The sequence below is a fragment of the Vibrio inusitatus genome, assembly GCA_024346935.1.
GTDB lineage: Bacteria > Pseudomonadota > Gammaproteobacteria > Enterobacterales > Vibrionaceae > Vibrio > Vibrio inusitatus.
Genome location: AP024878.1, coordinates 110,867 through 134,148 on the forward strand (window position 1 = coordinate 110,867; position 23,282 = coordinate 134,148).

Below are 23,282 nucleotides of genomic sequence, written 5' to 3' on the forward strand. Positions count from 1 at the left end.
CGGAATTGAGTTTGTTCCAGTATTATAAGGGAAAGTGGCAAACACTACCTTTTGGAATCTCGATAAGGGAATGGAACAATTATTTCTATGATGCATATAACCCCTCAAGCGGAACTTTCTCTCTACCATACATTTTCGATTAAAACGAACTGCGATTTTCTTGTGGAAGCGAGTTCAGTAGAAGATCTTATCGAAATCTATCGCAACCCGGAGTGGAAACATTTGCCCAAACTTCCTATAGGCACGGGGAGTAATATGCTATTTACCGAGTATTTTGCTGGAGTAGCGGTATTAAATAGATTGAAGGGGAAGCGAGTTACTGAAGATGAGAACTTCTATTTTCTTGAGATTTCGTCTGGAGAAGATTGGCCAAAACTGGTTCAGTGGACAGTCGAAAAGGAAATGCCGGGTTTGGAAAATCTTGCTTTGATTCCTGGCTGTGCTGGGACAGCGCCTATCCAAAATATTGGGGCTTATGGCGTGGAATTGAAGGATGTATGTGACTTTGTTGAGTATCTAGATCTGCAGTCATTCACATTGAGGCGACTGGCTTCGGATCAATGCAATTTTGGTTATCGAGACTCCATATTTAAACAACAACTATCCGGTAAGGCACTGATCACTAAAGTTGGTTTTAAACTGCCAAAAACTTGGAGCCCTAAAACGGGCTACGGCGCACTGCAACAACTGATTGAAGGTGAACCAACCGCGCAAAAAATCTTTGATGCTGTTTGTCAGGTTCGTCAATCAAAATTGCCTGACCCAAGGGTTATGGGTAATGCGGGAAGCTTCTTCAAAAACCCCGTAATCTCTAACGCTCAATTTGATGAGCTAAAACTACGCTATCCGAGCATAGTTGGTTACCCCGCGGGAGATAACATCAAGATTGCAGCCGGCTGGCTTATTGATAATGCTAACCTCAAGGGGTACACCCATGGTGGTGCAAGGGTTCACGACCAGCAGGCCTTAGTTATCGTAAATTTCAATGATGCGACAGCTCAAGATGTTTTGTCTGTAGCTTGGCATGTGAAACAAACGGTGTGGCAGAAATATCAGATTACCCTGGAACATGAAGTCCGATTTATGGGGCGCACTAGCGAAACCAACCTTAACGCTATTTTTGATGGTGAAGCCAATTGAAAGACTTTAGCTTTAAACTCAAATTAATTCAGGAGCTTAGCAAGGGCGAGTTTTGCTCAGGAGAACAGCTTGGCGAGCATTTCGGTGTCTCTAGAGCTGCTATTGCGAGACATATTAAATCCATCCAAGAACTTGGTATTGATATCTATAGTGTCAAAGGCAAGGGGTATAGGCTAGAGCAACCTCTGGATCTGTTGAATAATCAGTTGTTGGTTGAAAAACTGGAATTACCGGTAGAAGTGATCCCTATTATTGATTCGACAAATCAACATATGTTGGGACAGAAAGCGCTTCAATCAGGAAGTGTTTGTGTTGCTGAATATCAAACTCAAGGGCGTGGACGCCGTGGCCGTGAATGGGTATCTCCTTTTGGCTCAAATATCTATTACTCAATGTACTGGCGTCTGGAGGCGGGCCTTCCTGCAGCTATGGGCATAAGTCTGGTCATCGGTCTAGCGCTTGTAGATGCCCTTGAAGAGTTAGGTATACAAGGCCTCAAGCTCAAGTGGCCAAATGATGTGTACTTTGACAATAAGAAACTTGCAGGCATATTAGTTGAATTGTCAGGACAGGCGGGTGACGCCGCTAACCTAGTGATAGGTATTGGACTTAATGTATCAATGCCAGAGCATGTGCAAGGTATTGGTCAGCCTTGGACTAGCTTAAAAGAGATTGTAGGTGATCTGGCTATTTCTAGGAATGAGATCGTGATTGTGATGACAAAAAAATTACACGACGCGATTAGTATCTATGAACATCAAGGATTAACCCCCTTCCTAGAACAATGGAATCAATACGATAATTTCTTGGAACAGCCGATTAAGTTGATTATGGGTAACCGAGAAGTGTTCGGCACGTGCAAAGGTATTGATCAACAAGGCGCTTTATTGCTCGACACTGGCAATCAGATTGAATCTTTTGTCGGTGGAGAAATTTCTGTTAGATCAGCTTCTTAATAGGATTTGATCGACTTTATGATCAACGCCTTTCCTGAGGATCAGGTTTGCTCTAATTTTAGTTGGCTGAATATTTGAGACTAGGTTTTTGCCATTGATGTCGGCCCAAATTGAGCATGCTTTAGCTACGGCCTGTTCTTCGCTCAGTTTAGTGTAATGCCCAAAATAAGAGTTGGGCTTTTTGAATGCACCAGAACGAAATTTCAAAAATCGTTGCACATACCACTGCTGAATCAAGGTGCTATCGGCATCCACATAAATGGAAAAATCAAGAAAGTCCGAAACGAAAACGCGATGTGGTTGTTCTGGATAGTCCATTCCTGATTGAAGTACGTTTAGTCCCTCTAAGATCAAAATATCCGGTCTATCAACTACTTCCACTTCATCGGTAATGTTATAGGTGAGGTGTGAGTAGATAGGTGCTTCAACCTTTTCTTTACCTGCTTTAACATCCGATACGAAATCAACCAATTTTTGAATGTCGTAAGATTCAGGAAAACCTTTTCGGTGCATTATCCCCTTTTCTTCGAGCACTTCATTTGGGTAAAGAAAACCGTCTGTAGTAATAAGAGCCACTTTAGGGTGGTCTCCCCAGCGTGAGAGTAGGGCTTGCATGACACGTGCGGTAGTGCTCTTGCCTACTGCGACGCTACCAGCGATTCCTACAATGAAAGGGCTGTGACTGTCCTCTTTGTTCAAGAAGGTATCTAAAACACGCTGACGGCGCTGCTGAGAGCCCGCATGTAGGTTAAGAAGTCGAGATAGGGGAAGGTAAATTTCTTCTACTTCGCGAGTATCCAACTTTTCATTGATACCACGCAACTCTACAATGTCCGAATCAGATAGCACCATAGGCACAGATGCTCTTAGCTCCGCCCATTGGTGTCGGTTGAAATTTATGTGTGGATTCATTGATTTGAGCCTTCCTTTTCTGCATCGCCTCAACATACATGAAGAGACAAATATTTCAATTGTACGACGACAAAGGTGTGGTGATTTCCTTTAAACATGCCGAAAAATTAGTCGTTGCTCAACGTAAATACAAAATCTGAAGATTTTTTGCATTTTCTTATTGCAAGGTTCGAAATCATCCAATAGAATGCGCTCCACTTATGTGCCGACTTAGCTCAGTAGGTAGAGCAACTGACTTGTAATCAGTAGGTCACCAGTTCGATTCCGGTAGTCGGCACCACTTTCTTTATGAAAGCAAAATTTGGTGGGGTTCCCGAGTGGCCAAAGGGATCAGACTGTAAATCTGACGGCACTGCCTTCGATGGTTCGAATCCATCTCCCACCACCAATTTCTTAAGGAAATAGCTCGAAGAGTTACGTGTTGCGGGCATCGTATAATGGCTATTACCTCAGCCTTCCAAGCTGATGATGCGGGTTCGATTCCCGCTGCCCGCTCCAATCTATCGTGTGCTGATATAGCTCAGTTGGTAGAGCGCACCCTTGGTAAGGGTGAGGTCGGCGGTTCAAATCCGCCTATCAGCACCAGCTCTCAAGCAAATATTTCCTTTTGATATATACTTTACATCCAATTTATTTGGTTGCGTGGTCTACAAAGCCACTTTATAAACCGTACCTAGAGGAACACGCTCGTGTCTAAAGAAAAATTTGAACGTACGAAACCGCACGTAAACGTTGGTACTATCGGCCACGTTGACCACGGTAAAACAACTCTAACTGCTGCTATCTGTACTACTTTGTCAAAAGTATACGGTGGTGAAGCTAAAGACTTCGCATCTATCGATAACGCTCCTGAAGAGCGTGAGCGCGGTATCACAATCGCTACTTCTCACGTAGAGTACGATACTCCTGAACGTCACTACGCACACGTAGACTGTCCTGGACACGCCGATTATGTTAAAAACATGATCACTGGTGCTGCTCAAATGGACGGCGGTATCCTAGTTGTTGCTGCTACAGATGGCCCTATGCCACAAACTCGTGAGCACATCCTACTTGGTCGTCAGGTTGGTATCCCTTACATCATCGTATTCATGAACAAATGTGACATGGTTGATGACGAAGAGCTACTTGAGCTAGTAGAAATGGAAGTTCGTGAACTTCTTTCTGAGTACGAATACCCAGGAGATGATCTTCCTGTAATTCAAGGTTCTGCACTTGGCGCTCTAAACGGCGAAAAAGAGTGGGAAGACAAGATTGTTGAGCTTGCAGAAGCACTAGATTCTTACATTCCACTTCCAGAGCGTGCTGTTGATCTACCGTTCCTACTTCCTATTGAAGATGTATTCTCAATCCAGGGTCGTGGTACAGTAGTTACTGGTCGTATCGAGCGCGGTATCCTACGCGTTGGTGACGAAGTAGAAATCGTTGGTATTAAAGAAACTACTCTTACTACTTGTACTGGTGTTGAAATGTTCCGTAAGCTGCTTGACGAAGGTCGTGCAGGTGAGAACGTTGGTGCACTTCTACGTGGTACTAAGCGTGATGACGTTGAACGTGGTCAAGTACTTTCAGCTAAAGGTTCTATCAACCCACACACTAAGTTTGAGTCTGAAGTATACGTACTTTCTAAAGACGAAGGCGGCCGTCACACTCCTTTCTTCAAGGGTTACCGTCCACAGTTCTACTTCCGTACAACTGACGTAACAGGCGACATCACTCTACCTGAAGGCGTAGAGATGGTAATGCCAGGTGACAACGTTCAAATGACTGTTGAGCTAATCGCTCCAATCGCAATGGATGAAGGTCTACGTTTCGCAATCCGCGAAGGTGGCCGTACCGTTGGTGCTGGTGTTGTTGCTAAGATTTTCGATTAATAATTGACGAAATCTAAACAAAAGGGCATCATTTGATGCCCTTTTTCTGCGCTACTGTTTATGATTAGAAGATAAATTGATCTTTTTATCGTCTAACAAGCAAAGAATTTTGAGAATTTTCATTTCTATTGTGGGTTTTATAGCCTGTATTAGAAAGAAAGTTCGGAAAAGAAGGTGTTGATTTTCAACACTAATGAATAGGCCCTGCAACAGCGGGGTTATTGTCGTCTATAGTAAGACTTGTCACAGGTTAGTTTTATGAAAGCAAATGCAGAAACTCCTGATAGCTCAAGTGCAGCAGACATCTTCAAGTGGATTGTCGCTTTTGTTCTGCTAGCCGCTGCTGTTGTGGGAAATTACCTGTATGGTGAAATGTCTGTAGTAGCTCGCGCTGCTGGTGTGGTTGTTTTAATTGCAATCGCTCTAGGTGTAGCCGCTACGACTACTAAAGGTAAAGCTGCGATCGTATTTGCACGTGAATCTCGTATGGAGATCCGCAAGGTTGTTTGGCCAACTCGCCAAGAAACTATGCAAACTACTTTGATCGTATTGGCTGTAAGTATTGTTATGGCTCTAGCGCTTTGGGGCATTGACGGAATTATGGTTCGTCTTGTTGCTCTAGCGACTGGGGTGTGAGGGTTTTAATTCATGAGTGAAGCTCCAAAGAAACGTTGGTACGTGGTTCAGGCCTTTTCTGGTTTTGAAGGCCGCGTAGCAAACTCTCTTCGTGAACATATCAGAATGCATGATATGGAAGAACTGTTTGGCGATGTATTGGTACCAACTGAAGAAGTTGTCGAGATGCGCGCTGGTCAGCGTCGTAAGAGTGAACGTAAATTCTTCCCAGGTTATGTACTTGTTCAAATGATTATGAACGATGAGTCATGGCACCTAGTACGTAGCGTTCCACGCGTTATGGGCTTTATTGGTGGAACTTCAGATAAACCTGCACCTATCACGGACAAAGAAGCTGACGCTATCTTGAATCGTCTTGAGAAAGCAAGTGAAGCTCCTCGTCCTCGTACAATGTACGAAGCGGGTGAGATTGTTCGTGTAAACGATGGTCCATTTGCTGATTTCAACGGTACCGTTGAAGAAGTGGATTATGAGAAGAGCCGTCTAAAAGTGTCTGTATCGATCTTCGGTCGTGCAACACCGGTAGAACTCGAATTCGGTCAAGTTGAAAAAGTTGACTAAAAAATAGGCTTTAGGGCTTGTTTGGGGCGTGAATTGTATCTATAATTCGCGCCTCTTTACTTCCTTGCGTGAAGTAAAGCGTTTTTAAAACAACGGGGAGCTGGCCGTAAGGCAGCGCTATTACCCAAAATTAGGAAATATCATGGCTAAGAAAGTTGAAGCTTATATCAAACTGCAAGTTGCAGCAGGTATGGCGAACCCGTCGCCACCGGTTGGTCCTGCTCTAGGTCAACACGGTGTGAACATCATGGAATTCTGTAAAGCGTTCAACGCAAAAACAGAATCTGTTGAGAAAGGTCTACCAATCCCAGTTGTTATCTCTGTATACAACGACCGTTCTTTCACGTTCGAAACTAAGACTCCACCTGCAGCAGTTCTTCTGCTTAAAGCAGCTGGCATTAAGTCTGGTTCTGGTCGTCCGAACACTGAGAAAGTTGGTACTGTAACTGACGCTCAAGTTCAAGAGATCGCAGAAACTAAAGCTGCTGATATGACTGGCGCTGACATCGAAGCGATGAAGCGCACTATCGCGGGTACTGCTCGTTCAATGGGCCTAGTGGTAGAGGGTTAATAAGATGGCAAAACTTACTAAGCGTATGCGCGTTATTCGCGACAAAGTTGATGTTACTAAAGAGTACGAAATCAACGAAGCAGTTGCTCTTCTTAAAGAACTAGCAACAGCTAAATTCAATGAAAGTGTTGACGTTGCTGTTAACCTTGGCATTGACGCTCGTAAATCAGATCAGAACGTACGTGGTGCAACTGTACTACCTCACGGTACTGGTCGTGAAATTCGCGTTGCTGTGTTCACTCAAGGTGCAAACGCAGAAGCTGCTAAAGAAGCTGGTGCTGACATCGTTGGTATGGAAGACCTAGCTGAGCAAGTTAAAAAGGGTGTAATGGACTTCGACGTAGTTGTTGCTTCTCCAGATGCAATGCGCGTAGTTGGTCAACTAGGTACTATCCTAGGTCCACGCGGTCTAATGCCAAACCCTAAAGTCGGTACTGTAACTCCTAACGTTGCTCAAGCGGTTAAGAACGCTAAAGCTGGTCAGGTTCGTTACCGTAACGACAAAAACGGCATCATCCACACTACTATCGGTAAAGCATCTTTCGAAGCTAGCCAGCTTCAAGAAAACCTAGAGTCACTTCTAGTTGCTCTTAAGAAAGCTAAGCCATCTTCAGCGAAAGGTACTTTCCTGAAGAAAGTAACCATCTCTACTACGATGGGTGCTGGTGTTGCTGTTGATCAGGCTAGCCTGGACACTCAAGCAAGCTAATCCTTGCTTAGGCGTGAAATTAGTGTATAATTTCGCGCCTAATATTTGTGGTTGAGGCTGACTCAAACATCTCGATGTAAGAGTAAGTCTCCATCCAAGACCGTAGGCGTTACAAGCTATTTTTTAGCGGTGTGACTTAATAGTAAACCTACGTAGATGGTGCCCGAACTGATAGAAAGCCAAACTTGCAAAAGATTGCCTTTCTTCTGGGACTGCACCGTTTTTACTCTCACCAATTTTGGTGAGTGGTGTAACGACAACCAGGAGCAAATCCAAAATGGCTTTAAACCTTCAAGACAAAAAAGCAATTGTTGCTGAAGTCAACGAAGCTGCCAGTGGTGCACTTTCTGCAGTTGTAGCTGATTCTCGTGGCGTTCCTGTTGGCGCAATGACTTCTCTACGTAAACAAGCTCGTGAAGCTGGCGTTTACATGAGAGTTGTGCGTAACACACTAGCACGCCGTGCAATGGAAGGTACTGAGTATGAGTGTCTAACTGACACTTTCACTGGTCCTACTCTAGTTGCATTCTCTAACGAGCACCCAGGTGCCGCAGCGCGTCTTTTCAAAGACTTCGCTAAAGAGAACAAAGATTTCGAGATCAAAGCTGCTGCATTTGAAGGCGCGGTTACTGACGCAGATGTATTAGCGACACTACCAACTTACGACGAAGCTATCGCACGCCTAATGATGTGCATGAAAGAAGCTTCTGCAGGCAAGCTGGTACGTACTATCGCTGCACTACGCGACCAAAAAGAAGAAGCAGCGGCTTAAGCCTTGCTTTTTACTGGTTGCAAAATAAACTTATTGTTGACTTAAAAGAGAATTGTTATGTCTATTACTAACGAGCAAATCCTAGACGCAGTTGCAGAAATGTCTGTAATGCAAGTTGTTGAGCTTATCGAAGCTATGGAAGAAAAATTCGGCGTATCTGCTGCAGCTGCAGTAGTTGCTGGCGGCGCAGCGGCTGAAGCTGCTGAAGAGCAAACTGAATTTGACGTAGTTCTTACTGCTATCGGCGGTAACAAAGTATCTGTTATCAAAGCAGTACGTGGCGCTACAGGTCTAGGCCTTAAAGAAGCTAAAGCTCTAGTTGATGGTGCTCCAGCACCGCTTAAAGAAGCTGTTTCTAAAGAAGAAGCAGAAGCTCTTAAAGCTACTCTAGAAGAAGCTGGTGCTTCTGTTGAAGTTAAGTAATTATTACTTAGTTTCTTAGCCGAATGGCTAATGGCTGGTGGTTTATTAACCACCGGCCTTTTTGCGCTGTAGGGCACGGGTGTTTTTTCTCTGTTTAGCTACCCTGTATCCGCGCATAACACTTCGATTTTTTTATCGAAGTGTTTGTATATTAAACAGTTGTTAGTCTCTGTCTTTTATTTTTGAGCGAATATTAGACAGTTGGGTCACTTATCAGCGAGCTGAGGAACCCCATGGTTTACTCTTATACCGAGAAAAAGCGCATCCGTAAGGATTTTGGTACTCGTCCACAAGTTTTGGACGTCCCGTACCTGCTATCGATCCAGCTGGATTCTTTCGATAAATTTATCGAGCAGGATCCTGAAGGACAATACGGTCTAGAAGCTGCTTTTCGTTCTGTTTTTCCAATTCAGAGCTACAACGGCAATTCTGAGCTGCAATACGTTAGCTACCGTCTTGGTGAACCAGTATTTGATGTTAAAGAATGTCAAATCCGAGGTGTCACTTATTCAAAACCGCTGCGCGTTAAACTGCGTCTAGTTGTATTCGATAAAGATGCACCAGCTGGTACTGTAAAAGATATTAAAGAACAAGAAGTCTACATGGGTGAAATTCCACTCATGACAGACAATGGTACCTTCGTGATTAATGGTACCGAGAGGGTTATCGTATCCCAGCTGCACAGAAGCCCAGGTGTATTCTTCGACAGCGATAAGGGTAAGACCCACTCTTCTGGTAAAGTTTTATATAACGCACGTGTTATTCCTTACCGTGGCTCATGGTTAGACTTTGAGTTCGATCCTAAGGATAACTTGTTCGTTCGTATCGACCGTCGTCGTAAGCTTCCAGCGTCTATTATCCTACGTGCATTGGGTAAATCGACTGAAGAGATCCTAGATCTATTCTTCGATAAAGTACGCTTTGAAGTTCAAAACCAAACTCTGATGATGGAGTTGGTTCCTGAGCGTCTACGTGGCGAAACTGCTTCATTTGATGTTGAAGCAAACGGCAAAACTTACGTTGAAGCTGGCCGTCGTGTTACAGCTCGTCATATCCGTTCTCTTGAAAAAGACGGCGTTGAGTTCATTGAAGTACCAGTTGACTACATCGTAGGCAAAGTGGCTTCAAAAGATTACATTGACGAGAGCACTGGCGAAATCGTTGTGGGCGCGAACCAAGAGTTCAGCCTAGAGAGCCTAGCTAACCTTGCGCAAGCGGGTCACACTAAGCTTGAGGTTCTGTTCACGAATGACCTAGATCACGGTCCATTCATGTCAGACACTGTTCGTAGCGATAGCACTACAGACCGTATCTCTGCATTGGTAGAAATCTACCGCATGATGCGTCCTGGCGAGCCACCAACGAAAGAAGCTGCTGAATCTCTATTCGAAAGCTTGTTCTTCTCTGAAGAGCGCTACGACCTATCAACTGTAGGCCGTATGAAGTTCAACAGCTCTATCATGCGTGAAGACGCTGGTGAGCAAGGTATCCTAGACGAAACTGATATCATTGAAGTGATGAAGAAACTCATCTCTATTCGTAATGGTAAAGGCGAAGTTGATGATATTGACCACCTTGGTAACCGTCGTATTCGCTCTGTGGGCGAAATGGCTGAAAACCAATTCCGTGTAGGTCTTGTCCGTGTTGAACGTGCTGTTAAAGAGCGTTTGAGCCTTGGTGATCTTGATGCAATCATGCCTCAAGACCTGATCAACGCTAAGCCAATTTCTGCGGCAGTGAAAGAGTTCTTTGGCTCTTCTCAGTTTATGGATCAGAACAACCCGCTTTCAGAAGTTACTCACAAGCGTCGTATCTCTGCGTTAGGTCCTGGTGGTCTAACTCGTGAGCGTGCTGGCTTTGAGGTTCGTGACGTTCACGTTACGCACTACGGTCGTCTATGTCCGATCGAAACTCCTGAAGGTCCAAACATCGGTCTAATTAACTCACTATCTGCTTACGCACGTTGTAATGAGTATGGTTTCCTAGAAACCCCATACCGTCGCGTTGTTGATGGTGTAGTAACCGAAGACGTTGATTACCTGTCTGCTATCGAAGAAGGTCAATACGTTATCGCTCAGGCGAATACCATACTGACTGAAAGCAACACATTCTCAGACGAACTAATCACTGCCCGCTTGAAGGGTGAATCAGGTCTGCACCCACGTGAAAACGTGAGTTATATGGATGTTGCTACGAACCAGGTAGTATCTATCGCTGCATCTTTGATCCCATTCCTAGAGCACGATGATGCAAACCGTGCATTGATGGGTGCAAACATGCAACGTCAGGCAGTTCCAACTCTGCGTGCTGATAAGCCACTAGTAGGTACTGGTGTTGAACGCAATATTGCGGTTGACTCTGGTGTTACAGCGGTAGCTAAGCGCGGCGGTTCGGTTCAGTCTGTAGACGCATCTCGCATCGTAGTTAAGGTTAATGAAAATGAATTGGTACCAGGCGAAGCCGGTATCGACATTTACAACCTTACTAAATACACGCGTTCTAACCAGAACACTTGTATTAACCAACGTCCTACCGTGCTACCTGGCGAACCAGTAGCAAAAGGTGACGTTCTAGCAGATGGTCCTTCTACCGACCTTGGTGAACTGGCTCTTGGTCAGAACATGCGTATCGCATTTATGCCTTGGAACGGTTACAACTTTGAGGATTCAATCCTAGTTTCTGAGCGTGTAGTACAAGAAGATCGCTTTACTACTATTCACATCCAAGAACTATCTTGTGTGGCTCGTGATACTAAGCTTGGCTCTGAAGAGATCACTGCTGATATTCCAAACGTAGGTGAAGCTGCTCTATCTAAACTAGATGAGTCAGGTATCGTTTACATTGGTGCTGAAGTTAAGGGTGGCGACATCCTAGTTGGTAAGGTAACTCCGAAAGGCGAAACTCAGCTAACTCCTGAAGAAAAACTGCTACGTGCAATCTTCGGTGAAAAAGCATCTGACGTTAAAGATACTTCACTACGTGTACCTAACTCTGTTTCAGGTACCATCATTGACGTTCAAGTCTTCACTCGCGATGGCGTTGAGAAAGACAAGCGTGCTCTAGAAATTGAGCAAATGCAGCTGAAAGAAGCGAAGAAAGACCTTACTGAAGAATTCCAGATTCTTGAGGGTGGCCTTCTTAACCGTGTTCGCGCTGTATTGATTGCTGGTGGTTACTCGGAAGCGAAACTTGACAGCATTAACCGCAAACAGTGGTTAGAGCAGACTCTTGAAGATGACGCACTGCAATCTCAACTTGAGCAACTTGCAGAGCAAAACGATGAGCTTAAAGCTGACTTCGATAAGAAGTTCGAAACTAAGCGTCGTAAGATCACTCAAGGCGATGATCTAGCACCTGGCGTTCTTAAGATTGTTAAGGTTTACCTAGCGGTTAAACGTCGTATCCAGCCTGGTGATAAGATGGCGGGTCGTCACGGTAACAAGGGTGTTATCTCTAAGATTAACCCTGTTGAAGACATGCCTTACGATGAGAAAGGTCAGCCGGTCGACATCGTTCTTAACCCATTGGGTGTACCTTCGCGTATGAACATTGGTCAGATCCTAGAAGTACACTTGGGTCTAGCTGCGAAAGGTATCGGTGACAAGATCAACCAGATGGTTAAAGAACAACAGGAACTTGCTAAGTTCCGTGAGTTCTTGCAGAAGGTTTATGATCTAGGTGACAGCCGTCAAGAAGTAGATATTGCTGAGCTATCGGACGATCAAGTTCGCACGCTTATCAAGAACCTACGTGGCGGTCTGCCAATTGCGACTCCAGTATTTGACGGTGCATCTGAGAGAAACATCAAAGATCTACTTAAACTGGGTGACTTGCCAGAATCTGGTCAGCTGACTCTGTTTGATGGTCGCACTGGTGATTCGTTTGAGCGTCCTGTAACTGTAGGTTACATGTACATGCTGAAACTGAACCACCTTGTTGATGACAAGATGCACGCACGTTCGACTGGTTCGTACAGCCTAGTAACTCAGCAACCACTTGGTGGTAAAGCTCAGTTCGGTGGTCAGCGTTTCGGTGAGATGGAAGTATGGGCACTAGAAGCATACGGTGCTGCTTACACCCTTCAAGAAATGCTAACCGTTAAGTCGGATGACGTGAATGGCCGTACTAAGATGTATAAAAACATCGTAGATGGCAACCACGCGATGGAACCAGGCATGCCTGAATCGTTCAACGTATTGTTGAAAGAGATTCGCTCGCTAGGTATCAACATCGAGCTAGAAGACGAAGAGTAATCCCTTTCTTTTAAAGAAAAGTGGTTATTGGTAAGAAGGTGCTCACCGGTAGGTGAGCCCCTTTTAACTCCTTACAGGAGCTGATCGTGAAAGACTTATTAAACTTTCTAAAAGCACAGCATAAGACTGAAGAATTTGATGCAATCAAAATCGGTCTATCTTCACCAGACATGATTCGTTCATGGTCTTTTGGTGAAGTTAAAAAGCCTGAGACAATCAACTATCGTACGTTCAAACCTGAGCGCGATGGTCTGTTCTGTGCACGTATCTTTGGCCCAGTTAAAGATTACGAATGTCTATGTGGCAAATACAAGCGTCTGAAGCACCGCGGAGTTATCTGTGAGAAGTGTGGCGTAGAAGTTACACAAACTAAAGTTCGTCGTGACCGCATGGGCCACATCGAACTAGCGTCGCCTGTAGCGCACATTTGGTTCCTAAAATCACTACCGTCTCGTATCGGTCTACTAATGGATATCCCACTGCGTGATATCGAACGTGTTCTTTACTTCGAGATGTACGTAGTAACAGAAGCGGGTATGACTGATCTAGAAAAAGGTCAGATGCTTACTGAAGAAGAGTATCTGGACAAACTAGAAGAGTGGGGTGACGAGTTCACTGCTAAGATGGGTGCAGAAGCGATCAAAGATCTGCTTTCTACCATGGATCTTGTGCAAGAAGCTGAACTAATGCGCGAAGAGTTAGAAACAACTAACTCTGAAACTAAGCGTAAGAAAGTTACTAAGCGCTTGAAGTTGGTTGAAGCATTCGTATCATCAGGTAACAACCCTGAGTGGATGATTCTGACTGTACTTCCAGTACTTCCGCCAGATCTACGTCCTCTAGTACCACTAGATGGCGGTCGCTTTGCGACTTCAGATCTGAACGACCTATATCGTCGTGTTATCAACCGTAACAACCGTTTGAAGCGTCTACTAGAGCTATCTGCTCCGGACATCATCGTACGTAACGAAAAACGTATGCTGCAAGAGTCTGTTGATGCGCTTCTAGATAACGGTCGTCGCGGTCGTGCCATTACAGGCTCTAACAAACGTCCTTTGAAATCTCTTGCTGATATGATCAAGGGTAAACAAGGTCGTTTCCGTCAGAACCTTCTTGGTAAGCGTGTAGACTACTCTGGCCGTTCTGTAATCACAGTAGGTCCATACCTTCGTCTGCACCAGTGTGGTCTTCCTAAGAAGATGGCACTTGAGCTATTTAAGCCATTCATCTACAGCAAGCTTGAGCTTCGTGGTTTAGCGACAACGATTAAAGCAGCTAAGAAAATGGTTGAGCGTGAAGAAGCAGTAGTTTGGGATATCCTGGATGAAGTTATTCGCGAACACCCAGTGCTATTGAACCGTGCACCGACACTTCACCGTCTAGGTATCCAAGCGTTCGAACCAGTACTAATCGAAGGTAAAGCGATTCAGCTACACCCACTTGTGTGTGCTGCGTACAACGCCGACTTCGATGGTGACCAGATGGCGGTACACGTACCTCTAACTCTGGAAGCTCAGCTTGAAGCACGTACACTGATGATGTCGACAAACAACATTCTGTCGCCAGCGTCAGGTGATCCTATCATCGTACCTTCTCAGGACGTTGTATTGGGTCTTTACTACATGACTCGTGACAAGATCAACGTGAAAGGTGAAGGCATGTACCTTGCTGGCCCAGAAGAGGCTGAAAAGGCATACCGCACTAAGAGCGCTGAACTTCACGCACGTGTAAAAGTTCGTATTACTGAAACCATCAAAGATGAAGACGGTAATAGCACGACAGAAACTAAGATGGTAGATACTACTGTCGGTCGTGCAATGCTATGGCAGATCGTTCCATCGGGCCTACCGTTTGAACTAGTAAACCAGAAGCTAGGCAAGAAACAGATTTCTAAGCTTCTAGATGAGGCTTACCGTAAGCTTGGTCTTAAAGACACTGTTATCTTCGCTGACCAAATCATGTACACAGGTTTTGCTTACGCGGCACTATCTGGCGTATCTGTTGGTATCGATGATATGGTTGTTCCTCAAGCTAAGTACGATGAGATCGAATCAGCTGAAGAAGAAGTACGTGAAATCCAAGACCAGTACCAATCAGGTCTGGTAACTGCGGGTGAGCGTTACAACAAAGTTATCGATATCTGGGCGTCTACGAACGACCGCGTTGCGAAAGCAATGATGGATAACTTGTCTTCTGAAACTGTGATCAACAGTGACGGTGAAGAAGAACAACAAGAATCGTTCAACAGCATCTACATGATGGCCGATTCCGGTGCTCGTGGTTCTGCTGCGCAGATTCGTCAGCTTGCTGGTATGCGTGGTCTGATGGCTCGTCCAGATGGTTCAATCATCGAGACGCCAATCACTGCGAACTTTAAAGAAGGTCTAAACGTACTTCAGTACTTTATCTCAACGCACGGTGCTCGTAAGGGTCTTGCGGATACAGCACTGAAAACAGCGAACTCTGGTTACCTAACGCGTCGTCTAGTAGACGTTGCACAGGACGTCGTAGTTCACGAACATGACTGTGGCACTCATGAAGGCGTTGAAATGATGCCTCATATCGAAGGTGGTGACGTTAAAGTTCCGCTTTCTGAGCTAGCTCTAGGTCGTGTTGTAGCTGAAGATGTGATTAAGCCTGGTACTGAAGAAGTACTGATCCCACGTAATACTCTAATTGATGAGAAGTGGTGTCAGATCATGGAAGAAAACTCTGTAGACAGCATGAAAGTGCGTTCAGTAGTTACCTGTGATGCAGACTTCGGTTGTTGTGCACTATGTTACGGTCGTGACCTAGCACGTGGTCACCTAGTGAACCAAGGTGAAGCAGTAGGTGTTATCGCTGCTCAGTCTATCGGTGAACCAGGTACACAGCTTACCATGCGTACGTTCCACATCGGTGGCGCGGCATCGACAGCGGCTGCTGAAAACAGCATTCAAACTAAGAACGACGGTACACCTTTCCTTCACAACGCTAAGTACGTTGTGAACAAAGAAGGTAAGCTTGTGATTACCTCTCGTGCGTCAGAACTTACCATCGTAGATGAGTTAGGTCGTACGAAAGAGAAGCACAAACTTCCATACGGTACAATTCTTAACATTAAAGAAAGCGATGTTGAATCAGCAAAACTAAATTCTGGTTTTGTTATCGCAAACTGGGAAGCTCACACACTGCCAATCATCACTGAAGTGGCAGGTAGCATCCAGTACGTTGACATGATTGATGGCGTTACAGTTTCTCGTCAAACAGATGACCTTACAGGTCTATCTTCAAGCGAAGTAACTGACCCTGCGGCACGTCCTGCAGCTGGTAAAGACATGCGTCCAGCTATCAAACTTGTTGATGCGAAAGGTAACGATGTAATGATCCCTGGTACTGATATGCCAGCTCAATACTTCCTACCTGGTAAAGCGATTGTAAACATCGAAGATGGCGCAGAAGTAGGCGTTGGTGACACTCTTGCACGTATCCCTCAGAAATCTGGCGGAAACAAAGATATCACCGGTGGTCTGCCACGCGTTGCTGACTTGTTTGAAGCTCGTAAGCCTAAAGAGCCTGCGATCCTTGCTGAGCACACAGGTACTGTGTCGTTTGGTAAAGAAACCAAAGGTAAGCGTCGTCTAGTAATCACTCGTGAAGGCGGAGACGCTTACGAAGAGATGATTCCTAAGCATCGCCAGCTGAACGTATTCGAAGGTGAGAAGGTTGAGCGCGGTGACGTTATCGCCGACGGTCCTGAGACTCCGCATGATATCCTACGTCTACGTGGTATCCATGCAATGACTCAGTACATCGCTAACGAAGTACAAGAAGTTTATCGACTACAGGGCGTTAAGATTAACGATAAGCACATTGAGACTATCGTTCGTCAAATGCTACGTAAGTGTACTATTACACAAGCTGGTGACTCTGAGTTCCTACCTGGCGAGCAAGTGGAATACTCACACGTTAAGATTGCTAACCGTGCACTAGAAGCAGAAGGTAAAGAGCCAGCTGGCTTTGAACGTGAGCTACTAGGTATCACTAAAGCATCTCTAGCAACTGAGTCGTTCATCTCTGCGGCATCGTTCCAGGAGACAACTCGCGTACTAACAGAAGCTGCTGTTTCTGGTAAGCGTGATGAGCTTCGTGGTCTGAAAGAAAACGTAATCGTGGGTCGTCTGATCCCAGCGGGTACGGGTTTCGCTTACCACCAGAATCGTCAAGCTAGCCGTGAAGAGCAACCTGGTCCATCTGCTGAGCAAGCAACGGACAACTTGGCTGCACTTCTAAACGCAGGTTTCTCAGACGAGTAATCGAGCTGTATAGCTGATAGCAAAAAGGCACCTTAGGGTGCCTTTTTTAATGTCTGTTGATTGTGGATTTTCAGAGAACTTCGCACTTGTGGGAATATTTTAATCGAAAAAACCTAGAAAGCTGTCAAGCTCCCTAGGTGATATGTAGAACGCTTTTAGCTAGGCGCCTGGGGGCATTGCTAAGCTATCGGCGATCAATTGAATCAACTTGTCTTCTACCTCAAAGCGAAGCTCTAGAACTTCTCCAACTTTAGACATGTCGCTTTCAAATGATTCGAGTTCCTCGTCTTCACCGATTTCTGCATATGTATCAGTAAAGCTGAGGAGCGGTTCAGTAGTAAGCACAATCTTCGCGTAAGTTTGGCTGATCTCTTCTGTAGTTTGAAAACCAGTAGAGTTCCACTTATCCATTACCATGTCATAGATCTTAAAGTGACCTTCAGAGATATAATCTACAAGATGTTGAGAGAAATCTTGAAGCTCACCTTTACTGGGTAGTGTGATGACGTTGGATGGAGATGAAGAAGGTTGCAATGCTGCTAGTTTGATATATTCGACAAGCAATGCTTGGCGCGTCTCTAGCCAATGGTCAATGACTTCACTAGAGCCACCCCATTCTTCTTGTACTTGTTTGAATTTCTTTAGCATGACCATGTCCTCATGATCCTTTACCGGTCAGGTAAAGCTCTCGAACACAACGAGAGGGTTCCATATTAATAGCAAAATTGTGTGTTATACCAATAGCTTTGAATCAATTCATCTATACAACTGGTATAGATTTAGATTGCCAGTAAAATGGTAGAACTGCAAGCAAAGAGATAACGGGATGTTAAAAAAAAGTAAACATCAAGCAGTTGGCTATTGGTTAGTAGTCAATGGTAGCGATGTATGGTTGAAAGATGACCAATTACCTTTTGGCCGAGCTGATGATATCGACCAAGGACTGTCATTGCCAAGTGATAGTGCAATTGAAATTGGTCGTTATGAAGATCATCCAGTGTATTGGTTGAATGATTCTGATGTTGACGCCTCTTTGCCTATGGTCTCCTTACGTGAACTCCTACACCTAGCCGATGATCTATTTTTGCTGGTGAGTAAAGCGGTGCAATATGGCCATATGACACAAACGATGCGTTTCTGCGGGCAGTGTGGGGGGAGAAATAGCCTCAATCACAACCAATTGGCAATGCAGTGTCAGCAATGCCGAACTTTGCACTACCCGCGTATTTTCCCATGTATCATCGTCGCTGTGCGCAAAGAATCACAAATACTCCTCGCACAACATCCAAGGCACAAAGGAAATATGTATACCGTTATCGCCGGGTTCCTTGAAGTAGGAGAAACGTTAGAGCAGTGTGTTGCGCGAGAAGTAAAAGAAGAAACGGGTATTGATGTGCAAAACATTCGCTACTTCGGAAGTCAACCTTGGGCATTCCCAAGCAGTATGATGATGGGCTTTTTAGCGGATTATAAAGAGGGCGATGTTAAGCCAGATTACACGGAATTGAGTGATGCTAAATGGTTTGACGTGAATGAATTACCTGAGGTAGCTCCTGAGGGGACAATCGCGAGAGCGCTGATTCAGTCAACAATAGAATCTATAACCTCAGAGTAATAGATAAAAAATACCCTCCACAAGTGGAGGGTAACGGTAAACTGTAATGAGCAAGCGTTGCTCTTATTCTAATTTGTTGTATTTTCGCTAGAGAGCAGATTATTAACATGTGGTTGTAAACTGAGCAAAGAATTCCTTTAGCTAAGTATGTATAACATGATCAACCGCTCAATCCTAAAATATTGCCAATAAGTAAAAAGTGTTAAGATAACGCTTTCGTAGTAAGGGACTAAGACCTAGAAAATGACTGAATTAAAAAATGATCGTTACCTGCGTGCTTTATTAAAGCAACCCGTTGATTACACGCCTGTATGGATGATGCGTCAAGCAGGTCGCTACCTGCCAGAATACCGTGCAACAAGGTCTGTTGCTGGCGACTTCATGTCCCTGTGTAAAAATGCCGAGCTAGCTTCTGAAGTGACTCTGCAACCACTACGTCGTTTTCCTCTGGATGCGGCGATTCTGTTCTCTGATATTCTAACTATCCCTGATGCAATGGGGCTAGGTTTGTATTTTGAAACAGGTGAAGGACCTAAGTTTGAGCGTCCGATTACCTGTAAAGCTGATGTTGATAAGATTGGCCTGCCTGATCCTGAAGGTGAACTGCAATACGTAATGAATGCGGTTCGACAGATTCGTAAAGATCTACAAGGTGAAGTGCCTCTGATAGGTTTTTCTGGAAGTCCTTGGACATTGGCTACTTACATGGTCGAGGGTGGAAGCTCTAAAGCCTTCACTAAGATAAAAAAGATGATGTATGCAGAGCCTGCGACATTGCATCTGCTACTAGATAAGTTAGCGGATAGTGTAATTGAGTATTTGAATGCTCAAATCAAGGCTGGAGCGCAGTCTGTGATGGTCTTCGATACGTGGGGTGGAGTGTTAACCCCTCGAGATTACAATGAATTCTCATTGCGTTACATGCACAAAATTGTGGACGGATTGATTCGTGAAAACGAAGGTCGCCGTGTACCAGTGACCCTATTCACTAAGAATGGTGGTATGTGGTTGGAATCGATTGCAGCAACTGGCTGTGATGCTGTTGGTCTTGACTGGACTATCAATATTGCCGATGCAAAGAAGCGTATTGGTGACAAGGTTGCTCTACAAGGCAATATGGATCCATCAATGCTTTACGCACAACCAGAGCGTATTCGCCAAGAAGTTGGAACAATTCTTGACGGCTTTGGTGAAGGAGGTACAGGCCATGTGTTTAACTTGGGTCATGGTATTCACTTAGACGTACCACCTGAAAATGCAGGTGTGTTTGTTGAAGCGGTACATGAGCTATCTAAGCCATACCACAAATAAATAAAAAGCCCCTCTACTGTAAAGTGAGGGGCTTTTATCTTTATGGCTGGTGGCGTTTAGTTTTGATAGCGACAGCCTTTAGGCATATTTTTGTCTTTCATCGTTTTATAGCGCTTATGCAGCCACATCCACTGGTCAAGTTTCCTAAGAATGGCTTTTTCTATAGCTCGGTTCATATAGGTTGCACCTGCTTCGAGATCGTCTTTCGGGAAGTTCTCGTGAATCGGGTCATCGAAGTACAACTCCCATTTCCCATCAGTGTCACGAAAGCCCGTCATTGGAATAATGGCGCAGTCAGTCATTTTCACCAGGATGTTGGCTCCGGTTACTGTGCAGGCATCTTCAATGGCAAAGAAGGGTACAAATACGGATTTATTCGGGCCGTAATCGTGATCCCCTAAATAGAAAAGGCGCTCACCACTCTTCAGAGTACGGATCATCTCTTTGAGGTTTTTACGGTCGATAACTTTATTGCCGTTGTGTGTGCGTCCCCAGTACTGAATAAAATCGTATGCAGGATTGGAATGCGGACGGTAGACACCATGTCCAGGGTATCCCAGTATGGCAAAAGCTCGTGCGCTTACTTCAAGGTTGAGAGCATGAGGGTGACAAACTAACACTCCTCTTTTTTGTGCTGCGAAAGCTTTAATTGGCTCTGGGTTATGTACCTTTAGATGACGTTTTAATCTCCACGTTGGCCAAAACCAAGTGATACCAGTTTCAAAAAGAGCGAAACCAGTGTTCTTAAAGTTTTCGATTACAGTACGCTGGATCTCATTCTGAGGCATTGTAGGGAAAGCAAGCTCTAGGTTTCTATGGGCAACCTTCACTCGGCTCTTTGCGAACGGCATCGCCATTCTTCCCAGGCTTCGACCTAATAATAATTGGGCGCGAAAAGGAAGAACATTAACCAGTAAAGCTAAAAGTCCAAAACCAAACCAGACCCCCCAGTATTTAGGGTGCAAAAGCATGATGCTGAAGGTGGGTCCGTCGTATTTACTCATAAATTCCTTGTAAAGCTGATTAGTTAGTCACTAAATATAAGATTCAATAAGCCATGGAATTAAGCATAAATTCGAAATGGAGTAGTGTGAATCATCACTGGTAGTGAAGCTTAAGGCCCTAGTAATTGTGCAGATCAAGTTAGTACCCTTGAACGCGATTAGTAAATTAAGCTTGTATTACTACTTGTATCGATACCCCTTGGGGAGGCTTTCATCTTTCATTGTCTTATAGCGCTTATGTACCCACATCCATTGATCAACTTGACGCAAGATGACTTGCTCGTAAGCTTGGTTCATCAATGTAGCACCTGCTTCAAGATCTTTTTTTGGAAAATTCTCATGAATTGAATCTGCAAGGTTCAATTCATAGTGTCCCTTTTCATCTCTAAAGCCCGTTACAGGGATCATGGCGCAATTAGTTAGACTAAATAGCATATTGGCCCCAGTGGTGGTACAGGCTTCTTGTACAGCAAAGAAGGGGACGAATACAGACTTATTTCGACCATAGTCATGATCGCCTAAGTAAAATAGACGTTCGCCACGCTTTAGTACACGAATCATCTCTTTTACATTCTTACGGTCGACCAAGGTGTTGCCGTTGTGAGTTCTTCCCCAATATTGAATAAAGTCATAGGCAGGGTTGTTGTTAGGACGGTATACGCCACTGCCTGGATAGCCTAAGACTGCGAAGGCGCGAGCGCTGATTTCTAAGTTTAAAGTGTGAGGGTGACACAGCAATACGCCACGCCCCTCATTTTCAAAGTCAATCGCTTGCTGCAGGTGAACCGTACGTATGCGACGTTTGAGTCGCCAAGTTGGCCAGAACCAGGTTATGCCCATTTCAATAAAGGCAAGTCCTGTATTCTTTACATTCTCTTCTACAATACGCTCAACATCTTCAGCCGTTTTTTCAGGGAAGGCGAGTTCAATATTACGCCTTGCAACCTTAACTCGGCTTTTTGCCAGCTTACTTGAGTATTTACCAAATGCACGGCCCAATTTAAAAAGCACGACATAGGGAAGTAGATTAACAAGCAGTGCAAGAGCACCAAAACTAATCCAAACACTCCAGTATTTAGGGTGAAGCAATTTGAATGAAAACTGAGGCGGAGCGTATTTATTCATGATCCTCTTCCAGGATATTAAGCTAATTGCTGACTTAACAGTGTCCAATACTCGTCAAAATCAGCGGATGGTTTAATTTCGAAGTCACTGCGCACGAAGCGATTTAAGCGACCCTCTACGTAACTCAGCACGATAGCAGCCAACACTTTCTCATCGACAGCAAAACCTTTGCCTTCACGTAGCATTCTTTCTCTTAGAATTTGCTTAAGTTGGCTTTCTATTTTCCCAAAAAGCTGGTTGATGCGTTCTCTAAGTCTTTCATTTTCAAACATTAGCGCATGACCAGAAAGAATGCGAGAGAGCCCTTTGTTATGCTCGGCAAAAAGAAGAATGAATCGCAGCACTTCATGCAATCGATTCATGGTGTCCTTTTCTTGGTCCATGATCTGGTTGATACGAGCTAAAACCGATTGTTCTATAAACTCGATTAACCCTTCAAACATGCGAGCTTTACTTGGGAAGTGTCGATAGAGAGCAGCTTCCGATACGCCCACTTGTTGCGCTAATTTAGCCGTAGTAATTCTGGAAGTACCATCGCTGGATTCCAACATCAAAGCAAGTGCTTGCAAAATCTCGTCGCGACGATTTGAACTACGTTTGCCTGTCATTAATCACGTCCTTTTTCTGTTTATTCTTTGACTGTAGTAATTATGTTCGAGCGTTAGTTTTTACCAGAGTGGCCAAAGCCTCCTTCACCCCTATCTGAGAGGTCAAAGTCTTCCACCAAGTTAAACTCGGCTTGCACCACAGGAACAAAAACTAATTGAGCGATGCGATCTCCAGGTTCAATGGTGAAGGTATCTTGTCCTCGGTTCCAGACAGAGACCATTAACTGACCTTGGTAGTCTGAATCAATTAGACCAACCAGATTACCCAATACAATGCCGTGCTTATGGCCAAGGCCTGAACGAGGCAGAATGGTTGCAGCTAGGCCCGGATCACCAATATGGATTGCAAGCCCGGTAGGCACCAGGTGCGTTTGGCCTGGGGTGACAATTAACGCTTCATCTAGGCAAGCACGAAGGTCTAGCCCTGCTGAGCCTTCAGTAGCGTATTTAGGTAATGGGAATTGCTTACCAATACGAGAGTCTAGGATCTTTAAGTCGATTTTTTTCATTACTTGAT

General features: G+C 44.7%; 19 protein-coding genes and 4 tRNA genes. 17 read left to right on the top strand and 6 right to left on the bottom strand.

Annotation, left to right across the window (positions count from 1 at the left end; genetic code table 11):
* The first annotated feature begins 87 nt into the window (after positions 1–87).
* The gene (gene murB, locus OCU48_RS00545) at positions 88–1,140 is read left to right on the top strand and encodes a UDP-N-acetylmuramate dehydrogenase (protein WP_141347417.1); all 1,053 of its coding nucleotides are present in this window, start codon (positions 88–90) and stop codon (positions 1,138–1,140) included.
* On the top strand, positions 1,137–2,096 hold the full coding sequence (birA, locus tag OCU48_RS00550; RefSeq protein WP_141347418.1) for a bifunctional biotin--[acetyl-CoA-carboxylase] ligase/biotin operon repressor BirA: 960 nt from the start codon (positions 1,137–1,139) through the stop codon (positions 2,094–2,096). Before murB ends, birA begins: the two co-directional genes overlap by 4 nt.
* On the opposite strand, the gene coaA is transcribed toward birA, so the two are convergent.
* A complete protein-coding gene (gene coaA / locus OCU48_RS00555; RefSeq protein ID WP_141347419.1) occupies positions 2,085–3,008 on the bottom strand; it encodes a type I pantothenate kinase in 924 nt (307 codons plus the stop codon). The two genes, birA and coaA, sit on opposite strands and share 12 nt — an antisense overlap.
* 204 nt (positions 3,009–3,212) lie before the next feature.
* Here coaA and OCU48_RS00560 point away from each other — a divergent pair.
* From OCU48_RS00560 to rpoC, 13 genes are all read left to right on the top strand, one after another.
* Positions 3,213–3,288, top strand: a tRNA-Thr gene (locus OCU48_RS00560).
* Positions 3,289–3,311: 23 nt separating this feature from the next.
* Positions 3,312–3,396, top strand: a tRNA-Tyr gene (locus tag OCU48_RS00565).
* 35 nt (positions 3,397–3,431) lie between these two features.
* Positions 3,432–3,506: transfer RNA gene (locus OCU48_RS00570), tRNA-Gly, on the top strand.
* An 11-nt stretch (positions 3,507–3,517) separates the two neighbouring features.
* Positions 3,518–3,593 (top strand) — tRNA-Thr (locus tag OCU48_RS00575).
* A 104-nt stretch (positions 3,594–3,697) separates the two neighbouring features.
* Positions 3,698–4,882: an elongation factor Tu gene (tuf, locus tag OCU48_RS00580; protein ID WP_337983893.1), complete on the top strand. Its 1,185-nt coding sequence runs from the start codon at positions 3,698–3,700 to the stop codon at positions 4,880–4,882.
* Positions 4,883–5,140: 258 nt separating this feature from the next.
* A complete protein-coding gene (gene secE / locus OCU48_RS00585; protein WP_141346560.1) occupies positions 5,141–5,518 on the top strand; it encodes a preprotein translocase subunit SecE in 378 nt (125 codons plus the stop codon).
* A 12-nt stretch (positions 5,519–5,530) separates the two neighbouring features.
* The gene (nusG, locus tag OCU48_RS00590) at positions 5,531–6,079 is read left to right on the top strand and encodes a transcription termination/antitermination protein NusG (protein WP_141346559.1); all 549 of its coding nucleotides are present in this window, start codon (positions 5,531–5,533) and stop codon (positions 6,077–6,079) included.
* A 142-nt stretch (positions 6,080–6,221) separates the two neighbouring features.
* Positions 6,222–6,650 (top strand): 50S ribosomal protein L11, encoded by a 429-nt coding sequence (gene rplK, locus OCU48_RS00595; RefSeq protein ID WP_141272658.1) that lies wholly within the window; start codon positions 6,222–6,224, stop codon positions 6,648–6,650.
* A gap of 4 nt (positions 6,651–6,654) precedes the next feature.
* A complete protein-coding gene (rplA, locus tag OCU48_RS00600) occupies positions 6,655–7,359 on the top strand; it encodes a 50S ribosomal protein L1 (protein WP_141346558.1) in 705 nt (234 codons plus the stop codon).
* A gap of 277 nt (positions 7,360–7,636) precedes the next feature.
* Entirely contained in the window at positions 7,637–8,131 is a 495-nt protein-coding gene (gene rplJ / locus OCU48_RS00605) for a 50S ribosomal protein L10 (RefSeq protein ID WP_017032431.1), read from the top strand.
* Positions 8,132–8,188: 57 nt separating this feature from the next.
* On the top strand, positions 8,189–8,554 hold the full coding sequence (gene rplL, locus OCU48_RS00610; protein ID WP_141346557.1) for a 50S ribosomal protein L7/L12: 366 nt from the start codon (positions 8,189–8,191) through the stop codon (positions 8,552–8,554).
* 233 nt (positions 8,555–8,787) lie between these two features.
* Positions 8,788–12,807: a DNA-directed RNA polymerase subunit beta gene (gene rpoB, locus OCU48_RS00615; protein ID WP_337983894.1), complete on the top strand. Its 4,020-nt coding sequence runs from the start codon at positions 8,788–8,790 to the stop codon at positions 12,805–12,807.
* 86 nt (positions 12,808–12,893) lie between these two features.
* Positions 12,894–17,102: a DNA-directed RNA polymerase subunit beta' gene (gene rpoC, locus OCU48_RS00620; protein ID WP_337983895.1), complete on the top strand. Its 4,209-nt coding sequence runs from the start codon at positions 12,894–12,896 to the stop codon at positions 17,100–17,102.
* Between the two features lie 159 nt (positions 17,103–17,261).
* Here the strand turns inward: rpoC and rsd are convergent, their stop codons facing one another.
* Positions 17,262–17,756: a sigma D regulator gene (rsd, locus tag OCU48_RS00625; protein WP_141346554.1), complete on the bottom strand. Its 495-nt coding sequence runs from the start codon at positions 17,754–17,756 to the stop codon at positions 17,262–17,264.
* 172 nt (positions 17,757–17,928) lie between these two features.
* On the opposite strand from rsd, the gene nudC reads away from it, so the two are divergent.
* Both nudC and hemE read left to right on the top strand, forming a co-directional pair.
* The gene (gene nudC, locus OCU48_RS00630) at positions 17,929–18,717 is read left to right on the top strand and encodes an NAD(+) diphosphatase (RefSeq protein ID WP_141346553.1); all 789 of its coding nucleotides are present in this window, start codon (positions 17,929–17,931) and stop codon (positions 18,715–18,717) included.
* A 243-nt stretch (positions 18,718–18,960) separates the two neighbouring features.
* A complete protein-coding gene (gene hemE / locus OCU48_RS00635; RefSeq protein ID WP_141346552.1) occupies positions 18,961–20,028 on the top strand; it encodes a uroporphyrinogen decarboxylase in 1,068 nt (355 codons plus the stop codon).
* Positions 20,029–20,084: 56 nt separating this feature from the next.
* On the opposite strand, the gene lpxL (OCU48_RS00640) is transcribed toward hemE, so the two are convergent.
* The 4 genes from lpxL (OCU48_RS00640) to dut all read right to left on the bottom strand — a co-directional run bounded on the left by lpxL (OCU48_RS00640) (position 20,085) and on the right by dut (position 23,274).
* Positions 20,085–21,032: an LpxL/LpxP family Kdo(2)-lipid IV(A) lauroyl/palmitoleoyl acyltransferase gene (gene lpxL, locus OCU48_RS00640; RefSeq protein WP_141346551.1), complete on the bottom strand. Its 948-nt coding sequence runs from the start codon at positions 21,030–21,032 to the stop codon at positions 20,085–20,087.
* Positions 21,033–21,212: 180 nt separating this feature from the next.
* Entirely contained in the window at positions 21,213–22,157 is a 945-nt protein-coding gene (gene lpxL / locus OCU48_RS00645) for an LpxL/LpxP family Kdo(2)-lipid IV(A) lauroyl/palmitoleoyl acyltransferase (protein ID WP_141346550.1), read from the bottom strand.
* Between the two features lie 17 nt (positions 22,158–22,174).
* Entirely contained in the window at positions 22,175–22,765 is a 591-nt protein-coding gene (gene slmA, locus OCU48_RS00650; protein WP_141272674.1) for a nucleoid occlusion factor SlmA, read from the bottom strand.
* A 53-nt stretch (positions 22,766–22,818) separates the two neighbouring features.
* Entirely contained in the window at positions 22,819–23,274 is a 456-nt protein-coding gene (gene dut, locus OCU48_RS00655; RefSeq protein ID WP_141346549.1) for a dUTP diphosphatase, read from the bottom strand.
* Positions 23,275–23,282: the final 8 nt, after the last annotated feature.

Coding starts and splice junctions, on each gene's coding strand:
- dut (WP_141346549.1), bottom strand. CDS start 23,274: ATGAAAAAAATCGACTTAAAGATCCTAGACTCTCGTATTGGTAAGCAA.
- nudC (WP_141346553.1), top strand. CDS start 17,929: ATGTTAAAAAAAAGTAAACATCAAGCAGTTGGCTATTGGTTAGTAGTC.
- coaA (WP_141347419.1), bottom strand. CDS start 3,008: ATGAATCCACACATAAATTTCAACCGACACCAATGGGCGGAGCTAAGA.
- rplK (WP_141272658.1), top strand. CDS start 6,222: ATGGCTAAGAAAGTTGAAGCTTATATCAAACTGCAAGTTGCAGCAGGT.
- nusG (WP_141346559.1), top strand. CDS start 5,531: ATGAGTGAAGCTCCAAAGAAACGTTGGTACGTGGTTCAGGCCTTTTCT.
- hemE (WP_141346552.1), top strand. CDS start 18,961: ATGACTGAATTAAAAAATGATCGTTACCTGCGTGCTTTATTAAAGCAA.
- lpxL (WP_141346550.1), bottom strand. CDS start 22,157: ATGAATAAATACGCTCCGCCTCAGTTTTCATTCAAATTGCTTCACCCT.
- secE (WP_141346560.1), top strand. CDS start 5,141: ATGAAAGCAAATGCAGAAACTCCTGATAGCTCAAGTGCAGCAGACATC.
- lpxL (WP_141346551.1), bottom strand. CDS start 21,032: ATGAGTAAATACGACGGACCCACCTTCAGCATCATGCTTTTGCACCCT.
- murB (WP_141347417.1), top strand. CDS start 88: ATGATGCATATAACCCCTCAAGCGGAACTTTCTCTCTACCATACATTT.
- rplL (WP_141346557.1), top strand. CDS start 8,189: ATGTCTATTACTAACGAGCAAATCCTAGACGCAGTTGCAGAAATGTCT.
- rplA (WP_141346558.1), top strand. CDS start 6,655: ATGGCAAAACTTACTAAGCGTATGCGCGTTATTCGCGACAAAGTTGAT.
- rplJ (WP_017032431.1), top strand. CDS start 7,637: ATGGCTTTAAACCTTCAAGACAAAAAAGCAATTGTTGCTGAAGTCAAC.
- slmA (WP_141272674.1), bottom strand. CDS start 22,765: ATGACAGGCAAACGTAGTTCAAATCGTCGCGACGAGATTTTGCAAGCA.
- rsd (WP_141346554.1), bottom strand. CDS start 17,756: ATGGTCATGCTAAAGAAATTCAAACAAGTACAAGAAGAATGGGGTGGC.
- rpoB (WP_337983894.1), top strand. CDS start 8,788: ATGGTTTACTCTTATACCGAGAAAAAGCGCATCCGTAAGGATTTTGGT.